Raw genomic sequence first — 20,329 nt, 5'->3', positions numbered from 1 at the left:
TCCTTTCGTCGTTTTTTTTGAAATGATTGCCGGAAAGCTCCGGCAATACAGGCGGGGTAATCCACGCCAAATAAGGTGATAAAGTTAATTCGGGCACAGCCCGGTCGGGGCTTTCAGCGGGCCGCACTCATCGTAGCCGTAGACCTTGTAGCCTTTCGCTTTCATACAGCTTGAGATTTTCTCTTCTCTGGCAACCACTTCCTGAAGCGTTTGCCCAGGCCGGGCGCTGCCGCCGTTCCAGCTGCCGTCATCCAGATTGGCTCTTCTGGGCACCCCGCAGCTGTAAAGATCTTCTTTGCGCTGAGCGGTGTCGGTACGCCCGGTTTTATCCAGCTTCTGGAAGGTCTGGGCGTATTTCACGTACTGATAATCGGTTGAGTCCATATTGCCCACCACGCAGCCGGTGAGCAGGAGGGGCAACAGAACCAGCAGACTTTTTTTCATGTTTCGCTCACTTACTGAGAGGTTGAGAAAATAAATTGCAGCAGCTCAGGCGACACCAGTTCGCTCATGGCAAACGGTGTGGCAATCGGAATCGCTGCGATGGTCCAGGTATTGGCCGCCACGTCAGCCAGCGGGCTGCGACCCCGGGCGGTATTCCCTTCACCATCATAAAAACCGGGCAGCTGGCCGCCCACCAAATCATGGGTACCGGCATAGCTTTCCACCAGATCGTCGAGGAAGGAGCCAGGCGAATAGGTCCACGAGTTCATCATCCCCACGCCGCCCTGGAACCCGCCGGTCGGGCCGTACAACCCGGCAGATAACGTCTGGTCTTCCAGCAGGGCGTCGAATGTCTTATGACGTTCATCCCCTTTGTACTGAACCCGGCCTTTGTCGTCGAGAACAAGGGCGTTATTGTTATTCTCATCATTTACGCAGCGGATGTTTTTATCGCCGCAGATGAAGTCGAGGCCAACGCGGACGCCCCCGAGCTTAACGCCGTCGTACAGCCCGTCGCTTGGGCCGGAAACATTACTGATCACGTTGCCGTCTTTATCGACAACCCCCGGGAAGAGCAGGGAGTTTTTCAGCGTCTCTTCGCGCATTTTCGTCGCCGCCAGCGACAGCGTGCCCTGGGTTATCGCAGCATCCGGCGACCCGGCAACGATACCAACCAGTGTTTGCAGGAAGCGGCGCTGATATTGCAGTTTGTATATATCTTCGATCGCAGCATCTTGCTTCGCTTTATCGCCTTTATCGATGGCGTCCTGAAGATCTTTACGCGCAGCGGCCTGCTTGTCATCGAGATACTCGCCAATCTGGCGATTCGCATTCTCTTTGAAATCACGCGTCACGCTGACTTGCAGGTTCAGCTCTTTAAACACCTCGTCTCTGTCGAAGTTGTTCTTAATCGCCCCTGAGTTCGCCGCGGCGGTTTCGGTGGTGATATCTGTTTTCACGCCATCGACAGCCTGCTGCTGCGCGTCCGGGTTGGTGATGGTGATATTACCGGTGTTAATCCCGCTGCGGGTGGTGCCGCTGTCGTTCCCGCTGTCGTGACCGATACCGAAGGTGACGTTTTTATCTTTTCCGGTGTCAGGGTTGTTGCTGACCGAGGCACCAATGCCAAAGCCGTTGCCTTCGAATTCCGAGGTGTTGTGAACGTCACGCCAGCTCAGCGTGCCGGTGCTGAACTGGTTTTTCCCGGCAAGCTCGGCGCTTTCACTGGAGGTAATCAGCCCGCCTGTCAGGTCGGTATTGCCTTTCACGTTGATGTTATAGCCATCGTCACCCGCGAAGACGCCGGACTGCTCCTGTACCGAGGCGTAGTTCGCGTTCACTTTCGACTGGCCGTAGTTGCCCGATGCCGCAAAGCCGTAGCCCACGGTGACCTGGCCGCCCATGCTTTTCTGCTCGCCTTTGTAGGTCATGGTGTCCTGAAGGCTTTCGATGTACAGGTTGTCGGCGGTGATATCCACGCCTTTGCCCAGCAACTGCCCGCCGCGCAGGGTGGTGTCGCCGCCGCTGATGATGCGGGTTTGCCCGTCCATATCGCCCACGTGGCTGTTGCGCCAGGAGACTTCATCCCCGTTGCCGTAACCTTTGCCTTTGTTGGCCCCTGCGGTGACGCCAAAGGATGCGCCGCCCTGACCATAGCTCACCGCTATCCCGGCATTCCAGCCGCTGGAGTTGTCGGTACTGCGGTCGTGGCTCTCCTGCTGCGCCGCCAGAATATTGATGTCGTTATCAGCAAACAGCGTGGTGCCCTGTTTGCCGCTGACGTCTGAGCCGATGATATTGATGTCAGACTGCTCACCGCCGCCGGTGGCGACCACCACAGCCTGCTTCCCGGCATTCACTTTACTGGCCAGCGCCGTGGTGCTGTCGTTGGTCTGGGTGTGGGTCTGTTTGCTCTCGCCGTAGGTCAGCGAGACGCTGACGTTCTGCGCCGCCGCCTGTGCGCCGTTTGCCATCACGCCCTGAGCGGCATTCATCATGGTGTTGGCAGCGCGGGCGCTGTCCCACGCGGCGTTAGCGGCGGCCATCATGTTGATGCGATCGTCTTTGCTTTGCCCGACCTTCTCCGTGGAGGCAATCACGCTCTGTAGCGCCTGCACCACAGGTACGTTCACCGCGAGGGTAAAGCCTTTCTGCTCAACGGTGCGTTTGTACTGTGAGGCATAGGTATTTTGCGCCGCCTCGATGGTGACGTTTTTACCCTGGATCGCCACGTTGCCGTTCGGTGAGGCCACCGTGCTGCCGGTCTGGCGGTAGTTGTTACCCGCCAGCAGGACGGTATCGCCATTCAGACTGCCGATCGTCGACCCTTGTCCCGCCAGCGCCTGGCTTGCCTGGTCGGTGGTTTCTTTACGTGAGCCCACGGTAAAGCCAATGCCGCCGGAGGACATCAGCCCCGATTTTTTCTCCTCTTTCAGATGGGTTTCGTTATTGCGTCCGCCCATGCTGGTGAGGGTTAAATCGTTGCCTGCCCGCAGCGCCACGTCGCCCGAACCGACCACGCTGCTGCCCGCCACGGTGAGATCGTTTCCGGCAGCGATGTTCACCGAGTCTGCGCTCAGTTCGCTGCCCTGAACGGTTTGTCGGTCTACCGTGTCGCGGGTTTTGGTGGTGGTTTTAGATAAGAAGCCGTTACCGCCCACCACTTTATGTTTCTCATCAAGCTGGCTGTCGTTGAGCACGCCTTCGATGTTCACGTCATGCTTCGCGGCAGCGGTCAGCGCGCCGTCTGAGGTGATTTGCGCCCCGCGCACGTTGATGTCGTTATTGGCCGCCAGCGCGACGCCGCCCACGCCCTGCACGGTGCTGGCGTTGTGGTCTGTGCTGCTCTGTTTGAGGGTGTTATCCGCATCCCAGACCAGATTGTCACTGCTGGCGGTGGTGACGGTGTTCAGGTTCAGGTCACGCCCAGCCACCAGTTGTGCTTTACCGTTTTCGCCGCTGGCGATCACCTGCGCCCCGGTGAGCGTAATGTCGCGCCCGGACTGTAGCGCCAGCTTGCCGTCGTCGCCCTGCACGTAAATGCCGGAAACGCTGTCGATGGTGGTGCGGGTAAAGCTGTTTTCGCCGTTAACGCTCTGCCCGCTGGTAGTGGTGGTCGTGACGTTAATATCGCGCCCGGCATTAGCCAGCACGCTGTTGTCGCCCACAATCGCCGCGCCGATGTTGTTGATGTCGGTACGTGCGTTCAGGTTCACGTCTGTGGCCTGAATAGTGCCGGACTGGTTGGTGATGTTGTCCGCATCCAGTTGCAGCACTTTACGTCCGGCAATGGTTCCGCTGTTAAACAGGTCGCCGTTGAGCTTCATCGACACGTTATTCCCGGCAATCAGCGCCCCGGAGCCGTCGATGTCACCCTGTTTCACTTTGGCATAAACCTGCGGTACCAGTACGGTCTGCATGGAGCCGTCCGGCATTTTGACCCGGGTATTCACCAGCCAGACGATATCGCCGGTCAGCAGCGCCATTTGTTCCGGCGTGAGCGCCACGCCCAGCTTCAGGGAATACTGCTTGCCAAAGGTGATCCCTTTGTCCATCAGCGATTTAAACTGATCTTCGTCATTGGTGAAGCCATCCAGATAACGCTGCCCGGTAATACCAATCACCTGTTCGCGCACCAGACGCTGCTCGTAATAACCATCACCCAGGCGTTTCAGGGTGTTATCGCCATCGTCGGTGAAGGCATTTTGCATGTAGTCACTGCCAAGCCACTGCCGCTCGTTGGTAAAGCGCGGATCGGTTTCCACCAGATACGGCACGTCGGCGTTTGGGTTGACCTTGAACAGGCTGTTGTCCGGCAGGGTGGTGTTCGGGCCGATTATGCGGATTGCACCGTCGGCAGGCGTCACTTCAAACTGCTGCCCGGCAGGCGGCGTCACCGGTTCGCCCGGGGAGACGGTCTGCTCAGGTGTGGCGTTGACGCCTGCCGCCTGACCAATCGCCACATTGGTTCCCTGCAACACCAGCGGGGTAATACTGAGGTTGCTGCCCTCTACGCTGCCGTTGCTCACAAGCTGGCCTGGCTTCAGCGCAATGCTCTGGATCGCTGTCGGTGGAGTGTACGCGGTGCTGCTGCGCCCCTGTTCGTCATCACCTTTGTGGCGAATACGGTAGTAATGGGTCACGCTGCCGTTATCGGTGGTATAGCGCACGCCGGGTACATCGTCGTTTTTTACGCTGCCCAGTTGGTCAATCAGCAGTGTACCGCCTGCGACAACCTGACTCTTATCGTTAAACAGGCGGTCGCCCGTCAGGATCATATTGCCGCCCGCGAGGATCTTCGCCGGGTCGCTCTCTTTGATGCGTGTCTCTTCAACGGTACGGGTGTAGTCGTACTGGTTGAAGTTATCGTTACCGTGGCCGCTCTTTTCCGGGGTGTTGAGGTTGCGCAGGCCATCGGAAGAGTTCCCGTCAACCCAGACGCCTTCATCACCCGCTTTCCAGCGGCTGGTCGAGCCGGTGTGCTGGTATTCGGTCAGCTGTTCTTGTGAAACCAGCGCCACTTCGGTTGAGAAGTTATCGTTGATGTTGTTGATCTGCGAGGCGGCAATGGCCATATCCCCAGCAGATTCAATGGTTGAGCTGTGGTTGTTGATGGCCGCCGCGCGGCCAACAGGCGTACCGTTCTCATCCAGCGCGCCGCCAATGCGCATCGACCCGGCACTGTAAATCAGCCCGTGGCCGCTGTTGTTCAGGGTCTGCACGCCCAGATCCACGTGCTCGCGCCCGGCGAGCGTGGCCGCCGTGCCGTTTTCCGCCAGGTTGTTGAAGGTGATGGCGTTGACGCCCACCGTATCGCCATAAAGACGCCCGGTGCCGATGTTGGTCAGCGTGTCGGCGTTGATACGCGTGGCAATGCCGTCGATCAGGCCGTAGTTCAGTACCGCGCCGGAGGCATTCAGGGTGGTGCTTCCGGCATTAATTTCACCGCTGGCAACGTTGGTGAGATTGGCGCTTTGCACATTCAGCGCGCTGCCTGCCATCAGCTTACCGCTGTTGGTGATATCCCCTGGCGTGGTGAAGGTAAGATTGCCGTTGGCAAGGGTGCTGCCGCTGAGGGCGACGCCGTTTGCGCTGCTCAGGGTCATATTCCCGAGCGATAACAGCTGACCGCTGCCATCGAGAGTATCGGCCTGCACGTTCAGGTTTTCACCGGCTTTTAGCGTACCGCCGCCATTGATGAGGTTCAGCCCGCTGCCGCTGGCATCAAGCGTGCCTGCTGATGACAGGACACCGGCGGTATTGTTCAGCACGCCATTGTTGCGGATCGCCAGTGCGTTGTTCGCCAGAATGCTGCCGCCCTGGTTGTCGAGCGTCTCTGATTTGAGGGCAACATTCTGCGCCTCCAGCCCCTGATTTTCGCCCTGGGTGTTCTGATTGACGACGTTAAGCGCCGTGACCGTCAGCTGTTTACCACTGCGGATAAGCCCGGACGCGTTATCGACCAGGCCTCTGGCGCTGTCGAGCAACAGGTCGCCAACGGTCTGGATCTGCCCGCCGCCATTTTGCAGGCTGTCGGTGTGCAGTGCGGCATCCGATTTGCCGATAATGCGCCCGCCGCTGCGGTTATCTACGTTGTTTGCCGCGATATCGGCCGCACCCGTGGCGGCAAGTGTACCCGCCTGGTTGTTCAGGGTTCCCGCCGAGAGGTTCAGCCCGTCCAGGCTGTTGAGCGTTCCGGCGCTGTTATCGAGTGCGCCAGTGGTCAGGTTAATGCCGTTGCCCTGAAGCACGCCAGAAGAGTTAAGCAACTGGCTTGCCGCGTTTAGCGACAGGCCATCGGCTGCTGCCAGTTGCCCGCTGGTGTTGTTCAGCGTATCGCCTGTGAACGCGAGGCTGGCACCCGAGAAGGTGGTGCCGCCGGTGTTATCAAGCTCGCCGCCAGTCAGCGTCATCGCGCCGGCCGATTTCACGGCACCGCCGCTATTGTGCAGCGCGGCAAAGGTGGCATTCAGGTTCTGGTTCGCACCAATCTGGCCGCGGGTGTTATCCACATCCCCGCTGTTAAGCGCAAAATTACCGTCGCTGGCAAGGAAGCCGTCCTGGTTATTGATAGCGCCGCTGTCAATATTGAGTGCGCCCTGAGAAAGCAGGGAGCCGGAGCGGTTATCAAGCGTGCCGCTGCCCAGCGCGAGGGTGGTGCCACTGGCGACAATCACCCCTTGCTGGTTGTTCACGTCGCCCGCGCTGATGTGCTGAGTTTTTGCCGCCTCGATACGCCCTTTGGTGTTGTTTACGCTTTGCTGGCTGCGAATTTCGCCGTCGCCTGCGGCCGCGGAAATCAGCCCCTGCTCGTTATTCAGGCTGCCGGTATCAAGCCCGGCTTTCCCCGCCACGGCAACGATTTGGCCTTCGGTGTTGTTAAGCGTACCCGCGCCGAGCTGCACGCCATTCGCCGCGCCAATCTGCCCCTCCTGGTTATCAATATTGCCCGGCAGTGTCACCGCAAGCGCGCCGCTGCCGCTCTGGAGCAGCTTGCCTTTCTGGTTCACGAGATCGTGAGCGCTGACGTTCACCGTCTCAGCGCTCAGCGTACCGCCGGTGTTATTGAGCGTTTTACCGGTACGGACGGTTAGCTCGCTGGCGCGGACGTTGGCGCTGGTAGTCGTCACATCCTGCGCGCCACCGTTCAGGGTGACACGTTTACCCTGAGTCTGGCTGCCGCTCACATCCACGCCCTGTCCGCTGGCGCTGAAGTTACCCCCGGCCAGCGTCTGACCGTGGGCGCTGAGCTGCCCGCTGGTCGTCAGCTGCAAATCCCCGGCATCCGCGAGCTTGCCGTCGGTGTTCACACCGGCGGCCAGAACGCTCTCTTTGCTGCTGGTCAGGCTCGCTGCATTGACCTGCACGTTGTTTGCCGCCGTCAGCACACCGGTGTTGGATACTTCGCCAGCGGTGCGCAGGGCTGCGCTGTCGCTGGCGCGAAGGGTTCCGCTATTTTCGATTCGGCCATCGGCGGTGAGGGTTACGTTGCCAGCCTGCGCGCCAATGGCACCGGCATTGCGCACGCCCACGCCACGTTCGGTGCCGACCATGCGGATTTTACCGGCGTACATGCCGCCAAGACTGGAAACATCCACTGCCAGCTGTGGTCGCGTGGCGTCATCATCGCTGCCTTTTTCGATTTTCTCGTGGGCGGCATCGACCTTGTTGCGCCCGGTTGTGATTTTCAGATCTTTCGCCCACAGCCCGGCGTTGACCTTCACCGAGCGGGCGATGATATCGGTGTAATCTGCGCCGGAGGTATCCATCCCGTTACCGTCCACCACTACTTCACCACGCTCGACGTTAAAACCGGTGAGGTTGCCGTCTTTCATCTGCGCCTGCCCGGTGGTGAGCGTGGCGCGGTTGGCATTGATAAAACCGCAGCCGCTACAGGTGATACCCGCCGGGTTGGCGATCACCACCTGCGCTTTTTTCCCGGCCACTTCAATCATGCCGTTGAGTTTGCTCGGATCGCGCGAGCTCACTTCGTTCAGAATGACTTTGGCTTCCCCTTTGGCAAGCCAGGGGTTACCCGCCACCATGCCACCAAGATTGGTCTGCACATTCTTGTGGGAGTTATTGAGGATCGCGCCGTTTTTATCCACGTCGAACTGGGTGTAGTTGTTGCGTGATACCCCGGCTTTGGACGGGGTCTGAATGTTAACCTGTGGCGTCCCGTTGGCGCTTTTGATGACCGTTGGTTGCTGGTTTTTTGGTGCACCGTTGTTAGCGACAATGGCCGCTTCGGCGCTGTGTATGGCTCCCATTGCCATCCACAGGCTAAAGCTCAGGGCGCTCACCTTCCCGACAAGACGACTATGGGTGTGACCGATGCCGGATGAGCGGGACGAACCGGCGCGGCCAGAGCGGGCGATATCCGCCACGACCATTAACATGCCGCGCGCTTTGTTAAAGACAATCCGGTACAGGTTCTTATTCATGGTTCGTTCCTTTCAGCGCTTCCGGCAGATTGACGGTGAGCGGGTGTTTCAGTTGCCATTCGCGTGCGGTGGTACGGCTGATGTGTCCGCCGTGGAACATCACGACACGTTTGCCGCGCTCTGCACCACGGTGATAGAGCGCGCGCCAGCAGTGGTCAGGGAAGATGTCATCGCGGATTAGTTTTTTGATGGCGCTGGTGTGGCCAAACGGGGCGATCCAGTCGCAAAACCACATCCGGTCTCCGCTGTCCCAGTCCTCTTCTTTCATCTCAATCGACGGGCGGGTGAGGTAGCGCGCTTCCGATTCTTCGTTAAGCCAGGCCCAGCTCAGGAAAAACACCGGGCGTTCGTTTTCGCTGATCAGAACGTACTGGCGGCGTTTGATAATGGGCAGCAGCAGCGTTGGCAGCGCGTGCAGGGGCGCATCCCGGTGCATGGGCGAGTGCATCCACAGCCAGACGGTAGCACCCAGCACTTCCGCTTCGCTCTCTTCACCGCCGAGGATCAGCGGGGCTTTGATATCCAGATTTCCGATGCGCATCACCAGCTCCAGTTGAGGTTAAAGCCGAGGGTAAGATTGCTGGTGGTGAACCCATCCGGCTTCGAGAACGGCGTGCCGGCAAACAGGTCATACCCGGTGTTGAACGCGCTGCCGCGAAGCCCCACCACGCCGCCTGCCAGATGTTTGCCAATCAGGTAGTCCGAGCTGTAACCGCCCACTTCACCGTAATCCGCGCCAAGATAAAGCTCCTGGTTTGGCAGCGGCGTGCTCCAGGCCAGGTCGTTACGCACGTACCAGCCGTGGCTGGCATTCAGGGTGCGTTCCCCGTCAAAGCCGCGCACCGTCCAGCGGTTACCGATGGCAAACTGATCCTGCGGCGTCAGCGGCGTATTGCTGATTTGGCGCTGGTACTGCACGTTGTAGCGGAAGTTCTGCGAGCCGATGTCAAACGGCAGATCGAGCTGGGCGCTCAACTGGGTAATTTTGCTCAGGGCGGTGGCATCGCCAGTAAATTCTTCCGGGGCAGGCTGGGCACCAAACCAGCGCGTACCACGCTGGTAGCTGATGCCCGCGTCCAGCGTGGCCTGGCCGATGTAGTGGCGATGTTCCAGCCCCACGCGCCAGCCCGCCGTCTGACGTCGCTGCACGCCCACTTCGGTGTCGTCGATGTAATTGCGCGTCTCGCGTGCCAGCACGTCGTATGTGAAGGTGGTTTTTTGCGAGCCGCTACGATGCAGAACGCGGCTGAGTTGCACGTCGAGGTTTTTGCTTTTACCGCTGTAGCGGTAATCCCCGTTCAGCCCGGCGATGGTCTGGTGATAGTCGTAATCACTGCCGGTAACCCCCAGCATCCAGTAGCCAAACGGTACCGAGTAGTGCGCTGTGTAGTTTTTGCTGCCCTTGCCGCTCTTGTCGTTAAGGTCGTGGCTGGCGGAGACATACAGCAGGTCGCTCAGGGAGAAGGGGTTATCCAGGGACAAGGTGATGCCGCCCTGGTAGCGCCCGGTGGTTTCAGTTCCTGCGTCGTCCAGCGACAGCCCGAGACGCCACATCTTGCTCTGCTTACGGGTGATCACCACGTCGCTCTCGCCGGGTTTTTCGCCGGGCAGGATCTCCATGTTGGCTTCCACGGTGGGCAGGCGCTGTAAATTCTCCAGCCCCTGCTCAATGTCACGCAGATCCAGCAGATTGCCCTCGTGGGCCGGGAAGGCGCTGTAAAGCTGGATGTAATCGTCGCTCTCTTTGGTGAGCGTCACGTGGCGGACATAGCCCGGGACAATCGCCAGTTTCAGCGTGCCGCTTTTTAAATCCTGCGAGGGCGCGAGAACGCGGGTGGTGATCCAGCCGTGATCGACAATGCGGTTTTGCATCGTACTCATCAGCAGGTTAATGCCTTTGCCGCCAAGACAGCGCCCCTGAGCCTGATCGGCAATACGCTGCAAGGGTAGCCAGTGGGGAAGGGCATCCTGGCCGCTCAGCGCGACACGCTGAATGGGGAAGCAGGGCGTTTCGGTGGGGAAATCAATCCTGCCAAAGCTTGATGATGGCTCCGAAAGACGCACATCCGGGACGGGCGGCGTCAGTTGCTGCTCAAGTGCTTTCTGACGTTGCTGCTGAATAATAAACTGATCATTCGGCTCGGCAGCATGGGCAGAGAGCATTAAAGACAGGCCAGTGGCTGTGGATATTATTATCGCTATATTTTGTCGGGCTATCATCAAACGTTCCGCGCAATGTAAGAAAAAAGGATGCAATGTGAATTTGTGTAAGATTGTTTAAATATTGGCGAGGTAATAAAAGAGGGATTAATCCTAAAGCTCGGAAGATTCCGAGCCTGAATATCCTTAAATCTGGTAGGTCAGGTGAAATCGGGGAATATATTTGCGTTTGGTGCACTGAGAGAAAATATATCCTCACCACGATTGATGATGTTATTTCCTCACCCATTTCCTGATTGTGGGTGGTGTGAGAGTGTGTAGTTGTTAATGTTGCTTATTCTTGTAACTCCAGAGGGTTATTCTGACTTGTGGTGGGTGTTGACGCACTTGCAGGCAGAACATTCGTGCGGCCAGCGCTGAAAAGGGTTATCAAAGCAATCTGCATGTGATACTAAGATTGAGCACATCATAAAAAATAAGGTTACAAGAGAATGTCTGTTAATAAACTCGCCAGCAGTGCACAAGGCCTGCAATCATCTGCCATCCGTGAATTATTAAAACATAGCAAAATGGCGGGAGTGATTTCGCTGGGCGGTGGTATTCCTAATCCGGCGCTTTTCGATCACGAAGGCCTTAAAATTGCCGCAGATGCTGTTTTATCACAGCATTTTGGTGAGGCCTTTCAGTATGGTCTGACAGAGGGGGTTCCGGGCCTGCGCGAGGCGATTCAACAGATTTGTATTGGCCGCGGAATTACCTGTAATGCTGATGACGTGGTTATTACGTCCGGTTCGCAACAATCCCTTGATGTGCTGGCCCGCGCATTAATTAACCCAGGCGATATCGTCGTGGTGGAACGTCCTACGTATCTGGCTGCTTTGCAGGTATTTGGACTGGCGCAGGCGCAATTTGAATCGGTGGGTACCGACGGCGACGGCATGATTGTTGATGAGCTTGAAGCGCTGGTGGCTAAAAAGACCATCAAAGCGGTTTATATTGTCCCGACCTTTGGTAATCCTGGCGGCGTAACGCTGTCTGAAGCCCGTCGTAAGCAGCTGGTGGAATTATCCCTGCGTTATGATTTCGTGATTATTGAAGACGATCCGTACAGCGAAATTAATTACACGGACGAAGTCTTCCGCCCGCTAATTGCCCATGCCAAAGATATTGGCAACGAAGAGAACGTGGTTTATACCTCCACCTTCTCTAAAATCCTCGCGCCGGGAACTCGCGTGGGCTGGGTGCTGGTACCGGAGTGGCTGAAACGCGCGGTGGTGAATCTGAAACAGACGACCGATTTGCATACCAGCACCCTGTCGCAGCTGATGACCTATGAATATCTGAAAACCGGCCGTCTGGCGGATCAAATTAAAATGATCCGCGAAGCCTATCGCCAGAAATATCAGACCTTCGCCAGTGAGCTGGAAGCGGAGCTGGGCGATGTGATGTCATTCCATAAGCCAAAAGGCGGTATGTTCCTGTGGGCGAAGATGAATAACGGCATCAATACCACCCGCTGGCTGGAAAAAACGCTCAGCAACGGTGTCGTATTTGTGCCGGGTGAGTTCTTCTACTGCAACGAACCGGATCACACCACGCTGCGTATGTCATTCGTTACGCCAACGGATGAGCAGCTGAAAGAGGCCGTAAGACGCCTGAAAATATCGCTGTAATTCAGCGTGGAGGCATGATTCTGCATGTAATTTAATCTGTGAAGGCAAAGTAGTGTTTTAAAAAACTTCACATTAATTTGCGCAGGATCATGCCTCAACCATGTTTTTGGATTGTATTAAAATGGTTATACTTAAATTAACATATTCTAACTAACTAATTTGTCGTAATTTTTTTCTAAGGATCGCACTTTTTGTAGCATCATTTTTAGGATTGCTCTTACACTTGGTGCCCATATTCTTATTTGCATCTCATTCATTTTGATCTGAATAATGTCATATGGAATAAGCACAGTGGCTGGGTGATTTTTTTGCAGTAGCACAGGGGTAAATCTATTCACAGGCTCTATTCGCGGAATGTTATACATGGATCATTATAAGGCTATGGACGATGATTATTTGTGTATCTGATAATTCCTGGTTCAGGATTGGGCTTAAAGAAATCATACAAACCTGTTCTAAAGAGAAACGCGAACTCTTTTTTTTGAGCTTTAAAAAAGCGAAAGGTATGTTGCCTGATATCGCAATGGCATCTCCAGTAACGATTATAGTTGATTACGCTTTCGCCAGTCATGATTTGTTGTTTCTGCTATTGAAATTAAAGCGCAAAAACATATTAAATAATATTCTTATCATTACAGCCAATGAACGAATTGTTGACGTTACTGAGAATATTGTACTTGATTCTGTTGCGGATTTTTTGATTGATAATAGTGAGTCTCGCGAAAAAATAAGTAGTTTCATGATTAAAGATAACGCCGGGCAGATTATTTCAAAATCCGTAACCAATAAAACCTGGGCGATGATTAAGAAAAAAGCAACTCTCACGCACAGAGAAATTGATCTTATGCCTTTTATTATCACTGGGAAGGGAAATAAAGAGATCTCCCGGCAGGTCGATATTAGCGAGAAGATGGTCAGCATTCACCGCCGGAATATTTATAACAAGTTACATGTTGATAGCCTGACAGGGCTTTATAATTATCTCACTACGGATGTAAAGGCATTCTGAAAACCGTGTTTCAGCCAGGAAAGGATGATAACCCGGTGTTCGCCCGTTATTTATTGTAAAAAACAGAAGGAGCTGTATATGAAATTAAAATCACTTTGCGCGGCCATGGTTGTGTTGGGACTCGCTACCTCTTTCGCTCATGCAGCGGACGGTAAATTGAAGTTCATTGGTAAAATTGGTTCCTCAACATGCCAGATTTCTGGTGCGGATAAGGCCGAGATTACCGTACCTATGGGGACAGTACCGAAGGAAACGCTGTTAAAAGATGCCAGTGGCCCTGAAGTCGGTTTTGCTATCAACCTGACGAACTGCCAGCCAGGAACTTACTATCTCGTGCTCGATGGAACGAGCCCGTCTGGTCAACCGAACGTTCTTGATTTAGAAAACACCAGCGCCAGCACTACGGCGAAAGGGGTGGGGATTCAGATCAAGGATATTTCAGATAATAATATCACCTTATCCAAGACGCTGGATAAAGATGATGCCAGCATTACGATTACTGAAAACGATCAGGGCGGTGGAACATTCTTCCTGAAAGCCAACTATTACGCCTACAACCAGGCTGCGCTTACCACCGGGGAAGCAAACGCAACGGCTAATTTCACCATTGTTCAGCAATAGCAGGAGCAGGCCTTCGGGCCTGCTTTTTAGGGTGGTATTATGAAGTCGCTCATTATTGGTTTACTGGTGTTGTATTCCGTATCGGCCTTTTCAGCTATCCAGATTGAGAGTTCGCGGGTTATTTATTCGAGTGAGTACAAATCCGCTTCCCTGACGCTGCATAATGCGTCGGAGAAGAACTATATCGTTCAGACATGGCTTGATGAAGATTCTGATAAACCCGGGAAAGAGATGGTGGTGACTCCACCGGTCCTGAAAGTAAAATCCGATCAATCTGCCGTGTTGCGTTTTATTTACTCCGGTAAGGGATTGCCGAGCGATCGAGAAAGTCTGTACTGGATTAACGTACAAGAAATTCCTCCTCGCGCCAGCGAGCCAAATGTAATGCAACTGGCTATCCGGACACGTCTCAAACTTTTTTATCGTCCAGTGGGTTTAAAAACCACGCTTGAGGAGCAGGTAAGTCATTTAAAATTTATAAAGAAAACGGATTCTTTGAACGTTAAAAATGACGGGCCATTGCATATCAGCCTGAGTCAATTAATTATTCAGCCTCCTAAATCAAAGCAATTAAAAATGAGTGCACCTATGGTTTTACCTTTTAGTAGTGAAACCATCTCTTTTCCAAAAGGATCGCGGATTGTTGGCTTAACCTATATTAATGACTATGGCGGCATTGTTGACGTCAATATAAATTAAGCCACCGTTGCGGGTTATTTAATAATGTCATGGATGAACCATTATGCAACGAGCATGGATTCCCCTGTGTGCTCTCACCTCTTTGCTGGTTTCTGGCACCGAGTGTGCGGCTCAGAGCGAGTACAACACCTCTTTTTTCCACGGTAATGGGGATCAATCTTTCATCAATTTGATTGATCCTGACTCCGGTATTATTCCCGGAACCTATTCACTCGATATATATGTAAACCAGAAACTGGTCGAACAGCGTGACGTCGAGATTTTGCAGGATAAAGCCGACAACATGCTCCACCCCTGCATCAGTGCGGAGCAGCTTCGTGCCTGGTCAGTCGCGATACCTGCCGACGATAAAGAGAGTTGCTATCCTCTCGAACAACGAATTAACGGGGCGTCGATAGGGTTCACGATGGCGGAGCATCGGCTGGATATTCAGGTCCCTCAGTTGAGTATGCTCACTCAGCCGAGAGGGGCTGTCTCCTCGACGCGTTACGACGACGGTATTAACGCCGCTTTTGTGAACTATAACCTCGTGGCAAGCAACAACAAGAGCGGTGGTCAGGAGAGTCAATACGCTTATCTTTATCTGAATAATGGCATCAACATTGGCGCATGGCGCTTGCGTCATATGGCGAATCTGACTAAGCGAAGCGGGGAGTCGAGTTACTGGCAAAATGTCTCTTCATGGGCAGAAAGGGCGATCCCTTCGCTCAAGAGCCGCCTGCTGCTCGGGCAGACGAGCACCGGAACGGCGCTCTTCGACAGCATTCCGTTTCGTGGAGCCCAGCTGGCGTCGGAGCCCATGATGCGCGCAGAGAGTCAGTCACGCTATGCGCCGGTCGTCAGAGGCGTGGCGGAAAGCAACGCCCGTGTGGAGGTGCGTCAGAATAAATACCTGATCTACTCCACTAACGTCCCGCCAGGGCCGTTTGCTTTTGATGACGTCGTCCCTGTTAGCCAGAGTGGCGATCTGTACATCACGGTTATCGAAACCGACGGGCGCAGAACGAACATGGTGATCCCTTATACCGTTCTGCCAGGCCTGATACGAAACGGTCAGTGGAACTATGATATCGCCGCCGGGAAGTATCACGACGGTGCTGATGGTTATGCCCCGGCATTTGCGGAAGGCCAGCTTTCCTATGGGGCAAGCGACTCGATCACTCTTTCTGGTGGCATGCTTTCAGCCGAGCATTATCGGAGTGCGGCGCTGGGTGTCGGCAAAAATATGGGGCATTTTGGCGCAGTATCGGTCGATCTCTCTTTATCGGATACGCGCCTGGCACGCGGTGATGCTGAGCAGGGGGGCAGTGCACGTTTCCTCTACGCCAAGTCATTTATGGACTCCCGAACGGATTTTCAGGTAGCGGGTTACCGTTACTCTTCTTCTGGCTATTACGACTTTCAGGAATCCGTTCAGGAGCGTCGTCGCTGGGATAATGGTCGGTACAAAACGTATTACTGGGACGACACCAGTATGACCGATTCTGAGTGGGTCATTTCGAAGCCTGAAGTGGGTTATGACACTCACTATGCGACCAAAAAAGCGCGGCTGGATATCTCGATGAGCCAGCAGATTGGCGATACAAGCCAGTTTTATCTGACGTTCAGCCAGCAAAGCTACTGGAAAGAGGCGGGAAAAGACACCACGGTTCAGTCCGGTTTTGCCTCACGACTGGGTAATGTGAGCTGGAGCCTTTATTACCAGAACACCCGTAACCACTACTTCTCAAATGACAGCAGCGTCAATCTGCGGTTGTCGCTACCGTTGAACTTTGGCAGCCATCCGGCGACGGCGACCACCGATCTTCATGCCGATCGCGCTGGTAACGTGTCGTCATCAGCCGGTTTAAGCGGATCAATGCTGGAAGATAACCGCCTCAGCTATGCCATGCAGGTTGAGCAGAATGATTCGGAACGAACGGCAGGCGATCTGAGCATGGGGTATCGCGGCGGAGCCGGGAACCTGTGGCTGGGCTACTCCACGGCGGAAAATGTGCAGCAAACGAGCATGAACCTGGCGGGAGGCATTGTTGCTCACCGGGGTGGGGTGACGCTGTCGCAGCCGCCGGGAACCACGTTTACCTTAATTGAAGCGCAAAATGCGCAAGGTGTGGGCGTTGAGAATCAGACCGGCGTGCGGATTAACGATTCGGGCTATGCGATTGCGCCGAATGCGATCCCGTACCGCAACAATGCCTGGTCGTTAAACACCCGTGATTTCCCGGACGATCTTGACGTGCCCGTGGCGACGCAGAATAACGTACCTACCCGGGGTGCTATCACGCGGGTCACGTTTGAAACCTGGCGAGGGGACAGCGTGTTGATCCACAGCAAGCTCCCGGATAGCAGCGTTCCCCCGGTTGGGGCGCAAGCCTATAGCCGTGGCGAGCGTAACAATGGCATCGTCGGGACTGACGGGGATATTTTTGTTTCCGGCGTAACGGCAGGTGAAGAGATCACGATTCGCTGGGGTGCAGGCGCTGACGAACAGTGCCGCATTAAGCTTCCGGATGAACATCCGGATAATCAGGCAAAAGCGGGTTATCGCGAAATTAACGCAATTTGTCGATAAAGGAGAGCGCAATGCAAATTCAGGGACGACACCTGGTCTACGCCGTCGTGGTCTTTTGCTTCGGGTTATTTTCTTCCACCGCGATGGCGCTAACCTGCAAGGCGCAAGGCTCGGTTAGCCAATATGTCGCTATTGATAGCGTGATAAAGGCATCCGTAGGTGATTTTGGCACCAACACCAAAATATGGGTTTCATCGCCTATTACTGCGACGTTTACCTGCTCTGATTCGGACAAGCACCCACAAGGCGAAAGTGCCTATCTATGGCTGGATCCGAAGGATGCGGTGAAGAATGTGCACGATTCGCTGGAGATTGGCATTACTTTCAGAAATGTCGATTATAAGTTGAAAAAAGGCGAAAGAATTGAAATCGGCCCCGGCACGGTGTGCAAGTCTGACGGGAAAGGGGGATGCTCTTCACCTGCCACGTCGCAGACCTTCTCACTTACCTATCAGGTTTACATTAAAACCACAGGGCGTCCCGCGGCGGCAAATGGCAAAGTGATGGGGGATGTCAGCCTGTCGCTGTTCCAGGTGGATGGGGTAGGTGGCTTACGGGGCGGAACGGTAACCGAAGATGGTAACTTTAACCTGACCATCACCGGGCTGGATAAAATCACGTTTCTGGCCTGCACGCCGAAAGTGTTGCTGGTGCCGGACACGCTCGATTTCGGGACGATCAACGGAAGCTGGGCCACGCCGGGTAAGCTAGAAAAAACCAAGCCTTTTACCCTTCAGGTGGATTTAACCCGCGAATCCAGCGGCAAAACTTGCACCGGTGAGACGCTGCTGATGACGCTAAGTTCAACGAATCCGGTAAAAGATGGCGTAATTATTATGCCAACGGCTAGCAGTGGTTTTGGTTTCATTATTTCCGCCAATAGTCTGATGGAGCCGCGTATTGCGTTGAACACACCGCAGTCCATTGGTGTGATTAGTGGGGAGCAGCTTACGCACGATTACTATGCAGGATTTGTCTGGACGACGAATGCACCGCTTCCTGGTGATTACAGCGCGACAGCCACATTTACCGTGACGTTCAAATAACCTGATCGGGATTGCGTCCGGATTAATTTGCGCAATAATTATCCGATGCGATAACGGTCGCTATAACACGCGGTGAGCGCCATGTTCGATTTCCTGAATGGTATTCTGACTCATACGCCCGTTTGGGTATGGGTGCTGTTTGTGTTTCTTATCTCTCGCGGGATCCGGGCGCGCAAGCCTGCCACGGTCACCCTGGAAAAACTCGCGATTGTTCCCGCCATTTTTCTGGTATGGGATATTTATGACCTGGTTATCTACCGCCAGATTACAGTGACAACACTCGCGTTGTGGGTTGCAGGTATTCTGGCGGGGGCTGCGCTGGGGTACGTTTTGATTCGGTCTACAGCCGTTGCCCGAGCTGCCGCACCGCGCAGTATTTCCCGTGCGGCCGACTATACCGCGCTGCCGTTTATGATGCTGGCGTTTCTGGTGAAATATGTGCTGGGTGTGATGAGCGCCATTTCGCCGCAAACACTGCAACAGCCCGCCATGAGCGCCTTTGCAATTATCTCCGGTGGGGTGTTTGCCGGGGTGTTTATTGGTAAATTTATCCGGTACACGAGCGTTTTTCTCGCCCGCGTACCCGCGTGAGGATTACAGCAACCCTTTCTGGGCGAAGGTGATGCGTGTGGCTTCGTTCAGATCCAGGGTTTTAAGCGACTCCGGCTGTACCCAGGCTATCTCCTGAAACTCTTCGTTAAACGTCACTTCACGGTTGGCGCTGTAGCAGTCGAAGATCAGGTAAATCATATAAATCTCTTCCGTGCTGCCGTCGGCGTAAGTTTTCACGCGGATATCATCGCGAAAGGCCCAGGGCTTCACGTCGGTTATTTCCAGTGCGTCGCCCAGCTCTTCGCGAATTTCACGGCGCAGCGCCTGCTCCATGGTTTCTCCTGGCTCCATCCCGCCCCCGGAAAGCGCCCACTGGCCGGGGAATACCCCACGGTCATCGGCCATTTTGCACAGCAGATAAGCCCCGTTGTTCTGAATGATCGGACAGACAATCGTACGTTGACGCATGGTTTCTTCCTGAAAAATGAGTGTGGTTTATCGTAGCAGGTACGTGGTGGTTGGTGTGTTACTGGTGGCGGATTATTACCGCGGGTTATCAGAATTTTTCTGTAGGTTCAGCCAGAATTCGACACTGGTGTTGAATGTCTTTGCGAGACGGGAAGCCATATCAGCGGTAAGGGGGATTTTATTGGCGATCAGCGCCTGGTCCGGTGGGTATACGTAGATCCATGATTAATACCTTGTTTATATATGTGAAAAATAGTGTGGTCTGATGCTCGCTTCCTGTGGAAGAGGGAATGCGATCACGGACTGTCCCCTCTCCTTTTGGGAGAGGGTTAGGGTGAGGGGGAACAAACGGCTTCGGGTGCAAGTACGCCGCTAATGAGCAATTGAGTGATCTCTTCGCAGTAACGGCACTGCTGATCTGGCTCAGGGGCAAATTGGGGGCGAATGAAGGGAAAAGCATCCACTGTAAGACGTTCCTGCAAATATTCGGGAACAGGCTCCAGCAGCATGGGGCGGAGCAGGGCGAGGCTGGTGGCAAGACGGCCACAAAGAGCCATTTTTCTTGCAGGATCGTTTTCTTCTACCAGAGCCTCGCAAAACCGTTCGCAGTTGTCGGCAAGGTCGATGAAGTTGGTGTTGTGATCGAATGGGGTAGTGAAAAGTGCGTTGCTGGTATTCATATTTTTCTCCAATCAGTTAATAAACCGACCAGGGAAATGCCAATTTCCCGGGTGGCAGGTCTGAACGGAGTTGGCATTACCGGCTTGGAGTGTACCGGCGCGTCTTGCGACGCCCCCGCCCAGCCCACCATTGAGATGTAGCCAGACGCGCGGCGTAACAAGAACTTACGCCGTCTCCAATAATAACCAGGATGCCAATCCCGACGCCAGATTTTGCTGGCGTGGAAGAAACATACGCTCGAATAACCCTACGAAAAAGAGGGTAAGAAAAGAGAAGTTGAAACCTGCGAGGCGGCTTCAGAAAAGGTGTACGACGTTGCAAATACCTGCGGTCTGTTGCCCTCAACCACAGGGCTGAGGGTTCCCTAGTCATTTTTGTCTTTACCCAGCGATGATATTACGCCATTGAAATAAAAGGATTACCGCGATGCCATGGTCCGGCTGAAAATCGCCGAAGCGTTT

Annotated in this window: 13 protein-coding genes and 1 pseudogene; 7 read left to right on the top strand and 7 right to left on the bottom strand. The window is 54.5% G+C overall.

Features of this window, described 5'->3' with window-relative positions; all coding sequences use genetic code 11:
• Window positions 1–84: 84 nt before the first annotated feature.
• The 4 genes from M987_RS00315 to M987_RS00300 are packed head-to-tail and all read right to left on the bottom strand — an operon-like array spanning window position 85 to window position 10,550.
• The gene (locus tag M987_RS00315; RefSeq protein ID WP_014071452.1) at window positions 85–444 is read right to left on the bottom strand and encodes a hypothetical protein; all 360 of its coding nucleotides are present in this window, start codon (window positions 442–444) and stop codon (window positions 85–87) included.
• Between the two features lie 11 nt (window positions 445–455).
• Complete coding sequence (locus M987_RS00310; RefSeq protein ID WP_014071451.1) at window positions 456–8,387, bottom strand: two-partner secretion domain-containing protein; 7,932 nt, start codon at window positions 8,385–8,387, stop codon at window positions 456–458.
• The gene (locus tag M987_RS00305; RefSeq protein WP_014071450.1) at window positions 8,380–8,928 is read right to left on the bottom strand and encodes a toxin-activating lysine-acyltransferase; all 549 of its coding nucleotides are present in this window, start codon (window positions 8,926–8,928) and stop codon (window positions 8,380–8,382) included. Before M987_RS00305 ends, M987_RS00310 begins: the two co-directional genes overlap by 8 nt.
• Window positions 8,928–10,550 (bottom strand): ShlB/FhaC/HecB family hemolysin secretion/activation protein, encoded by a 1,623-nt coding sequence (locus M987_RS00300; RefSeq protein ID WP_245551554.1) that lies wholly within the window; start codon window positions 10,548–10,550, stop codon window positions 8,928–8,930. Before M987_RS00300 ends, M987_RS00305 begins: the two co-directional genes overlap by 1 nt.
• Before the next feature lie 488 nt (window positions 10,551–11,038).
• On the opposite strand from M987_RS00300, the gene M987_RS00295 reads away from it, so the two are divergent.
• The 7 genes from M987_RS00295 to M987_RS00265 all read left to right on the top strand — a co-directional run bounded on the left by M987_RS00295 (window position 11,039) and on the right by M987_RS00265 (window position 18,758).
• Window positions 11,039–12,220 carry an aminotransferase-like domain-containing protein gene (locus tag M987_RS00295; protein ID WP_014071448.1) on the top strand — a complete coding sequence of 394 codons (1,182 nt, stop codon included), beginning with the start codon at window positions 11,039–11,041 and terminating at the stop codon, window positions 12,218–12,220.
• Between the two features lie 388 nt (window positions 12,221–12,608).
• Window positions 12,609–13,229 carry a LuxR C-terminal-related transcriptional regulator gene (locus tag M987_RS00290; protein ID WP_014071447.1) on the top strand — a complete coding sequence of 207 codons (621 nt, stop codon included), beginning with the start codon at window positions 12,609–12,611 and terminating at the stop codon, window positions 13,227–13,229.
• Window positions 13,230–13,307: 78 nt separating this feature from the next.
• Complete coding sequence (locus M987_RS00285) at window positions 13,308–13,850, top strand: fimbrial protein (RefSeq protein WP_014071446.1); 543 nt, start codon at window positions 13,308–13,310, stop codon at window positions 13,848–13,850.
• 39 nt (window positions 13,851–13,889) lie between these two features.
• A complete protein-coding gene (locus tag M987_RS00280; RefSeq protein ID WP_014071445.1) occupies window positions 13,890–14,549 on the top strand; it encodes a fimbrial biogenesis chaperone in 660 nt (219 codons plus the stop codon).
• A 43-nt stretch (window positions 14,550–14,592) separates the two neighbouring features.
• On the top strand, window positions 14,593–17,121 hold the full coding sequence (locus M987_RS00275) for a fimbria/pilus outer membrane usher protein (RefSeq protein ID WP_014071444.1): 2,529 nt from the start codon (window positions 14,593–14,595) through the stop codon (window positions 17,119–17,121).
• Between the two features lie 11 nt (window positions 17,122–17,132).
• Window positions 17,133–18,167: a fimbrial protein gene (locus tag M987_RS00270; protein ID WP_014071443.1), complete on the top strand. Its 1,035-nt coding sequence runs from the start codon at window positions 17,133–17,135 to the stop codon at window positions 18,165–18,167.
• An 81-nt stretch (window positions 18,168–18,248) separates the two neighbouring features.
• Window positions 18,249–18,758 carry a DUF6622 family protein gene (locus M987_RS00265; RefSeq protein WP_014071442.1) on the top strand — a complete coding sequence of 170 codons (510 nt, stop codon included), beginning with the start codon at window positions 18,249–18,251 and terminating at the stop codon, window positions 18,756–18,758.
• Between the two features lie 3 nt (window positions 18,759–18,761).
• On the opposite strand, the gene nudI is transcribed toward M987_RS00265, so the two are convergent.
• The 3 genes and pseudogenes from nudI to M987_RS23550 form a co-directional block, all read right to left on the bottom strand.
• Window positions 18,762–19,187: a nucleoside triphosphatase NudI gene (gene nudI / locus M987_RS00260; RefSeq protein WP_014071441.1), complete on the bottom strand. Its 426-nt coding sequence runs from the start codon at window positions 19,185–19,187 to the stop codon at window positions 18,762–18,764.
• Window positions 19,188–19,262: 75 nt separating this feature from the next.
• Window positions 19,263–19,364 (bottom strand): annotated as a pseudogene (locus M987_RS24960) (helix-turn-helix transcriptional regulator); the annotation flags it as partial.
• Window positions 19,365–19,516: 152 nt separating this feature from the next.
• On the bottom strand, window positions 19,517–19,867 hold the full coding sequence (locus M987_RS23550; protein ID WP_014071440.1) for a hypothetical protein: 351 nt from the start codon (window positions 19,865–19,867) through the stop codon (window positions 19,517–19,519).
• Window positions 19,868–20,329 lie beyond the last annotated feature (462 nt).

The organism is Enterobacter soli ATCC BAA-2102, assembly GCF_001654845.1.
In the GTDB taxonomy this organism is placed as follows: Bacteria; Pseudomonadota; Gammaproteobacteria; order Enterobacterales; family Enterobacteriaceae; genus Enterobacter; species Enterobacter soli.
The sequence above is the reverse complement of the archived record's forward strand: the minus strand, read 5'-3'. Positions and strand labels throughout refer to the sequence as shown.

Excerpts from the sequence above, each read along its gene's own strand:
- M987_RS00315 (WP_014071452.1), bottom strand. The coding sequence starts at position 444 with ATGAAAAAAAGTCTGCTGGTTCTGTTGCCCCTCCTGCTCACCGGCTGC.
- M987_RS00310 (WP_014071451.1), bottom strand. The coding sequence starts at position 8,387 with ATGAATAAGAACCTGTACCGGATTGTCTTTAACAAAGCGCGCGGCATG.
- M987_RS00305 (WP_014071450.1), bottom strand. The coding sequence starts at position 8,928 with ATGCGCATCGGAAATCTGGATATCAAAGCCCCGCTGATCCTCGGCGGT.
- M987_RS00300 (WP_245551554.1), bottom strand. The coding sequence starts at position 10,550 with ATGCTCTCTGCCCATGCTGCCGAGCCGAATGATCAGTTTATTATTCAG.
- M987_RS00295 (WP_014071448.1), top strand. The coding sequence starts at position 11,039 with ATGTCTGTTAATAAACTCGCCAGCAGTGCACAAGGCCTGCAATCATCT.
- M987_RS00290 (WP_014071447.1), top strand. The coding sequence starts at position 12,609 with ATGATTATTTGTGTATCTGATAATTCCTGGTTCAGGATTGGGCTTAAA.
- M987_RS00285 (WP_014071446.1), top strand. The coding sequence starts at position 13,308 with ATGAAATTAAAATCACTTTGCGCGGCCATGGTTGTGTTGGGACTCGCT.
- M987_RS00280 (WP_014071445.1), top strand. The coding sequence starts at position 13,890 with ATGAAGTCGCTCATTATTGGTTTACTGGTGTTGTATTCCGTATCGGCC.
- M987_RS00275 (WP_014071444.1), top strand. The coding sequence starts at position 14,593 with ATGCAACGAGCATGGATTCCCCTGTGTGCTCTCACCTCTTTGCTGGTT.
- M987_RS00270 (WP_014071443.1), top strand. The coding sequence starts at position 17,133 with ATGCAAATTCAGGGACGACACCTGGTCTACGCCGTCGTGGTCTTTTGC.
- M987_RS00265 (WP_014071442.1), top strand. The coding sequence starts at position 18,249 with ATGTTCGATTTCCTGAATGGTATTCTGACTCATACGCCCGTTTGGGTA.
- nudI (WP_014071441.1), bottom strand. The coding sequence starts at position 19,187 with ATGCGTCAACGTACGATTGTCTGTCCGATCATTCAGAACAACGGGGCT.
- M987_RS23550 (WP_014071440.1), bottom strand. The coding sequence starts at position 19,867 with ATGAATACCAGCAACGCACTTTTCACTACCCCATTCGATCACAACACC.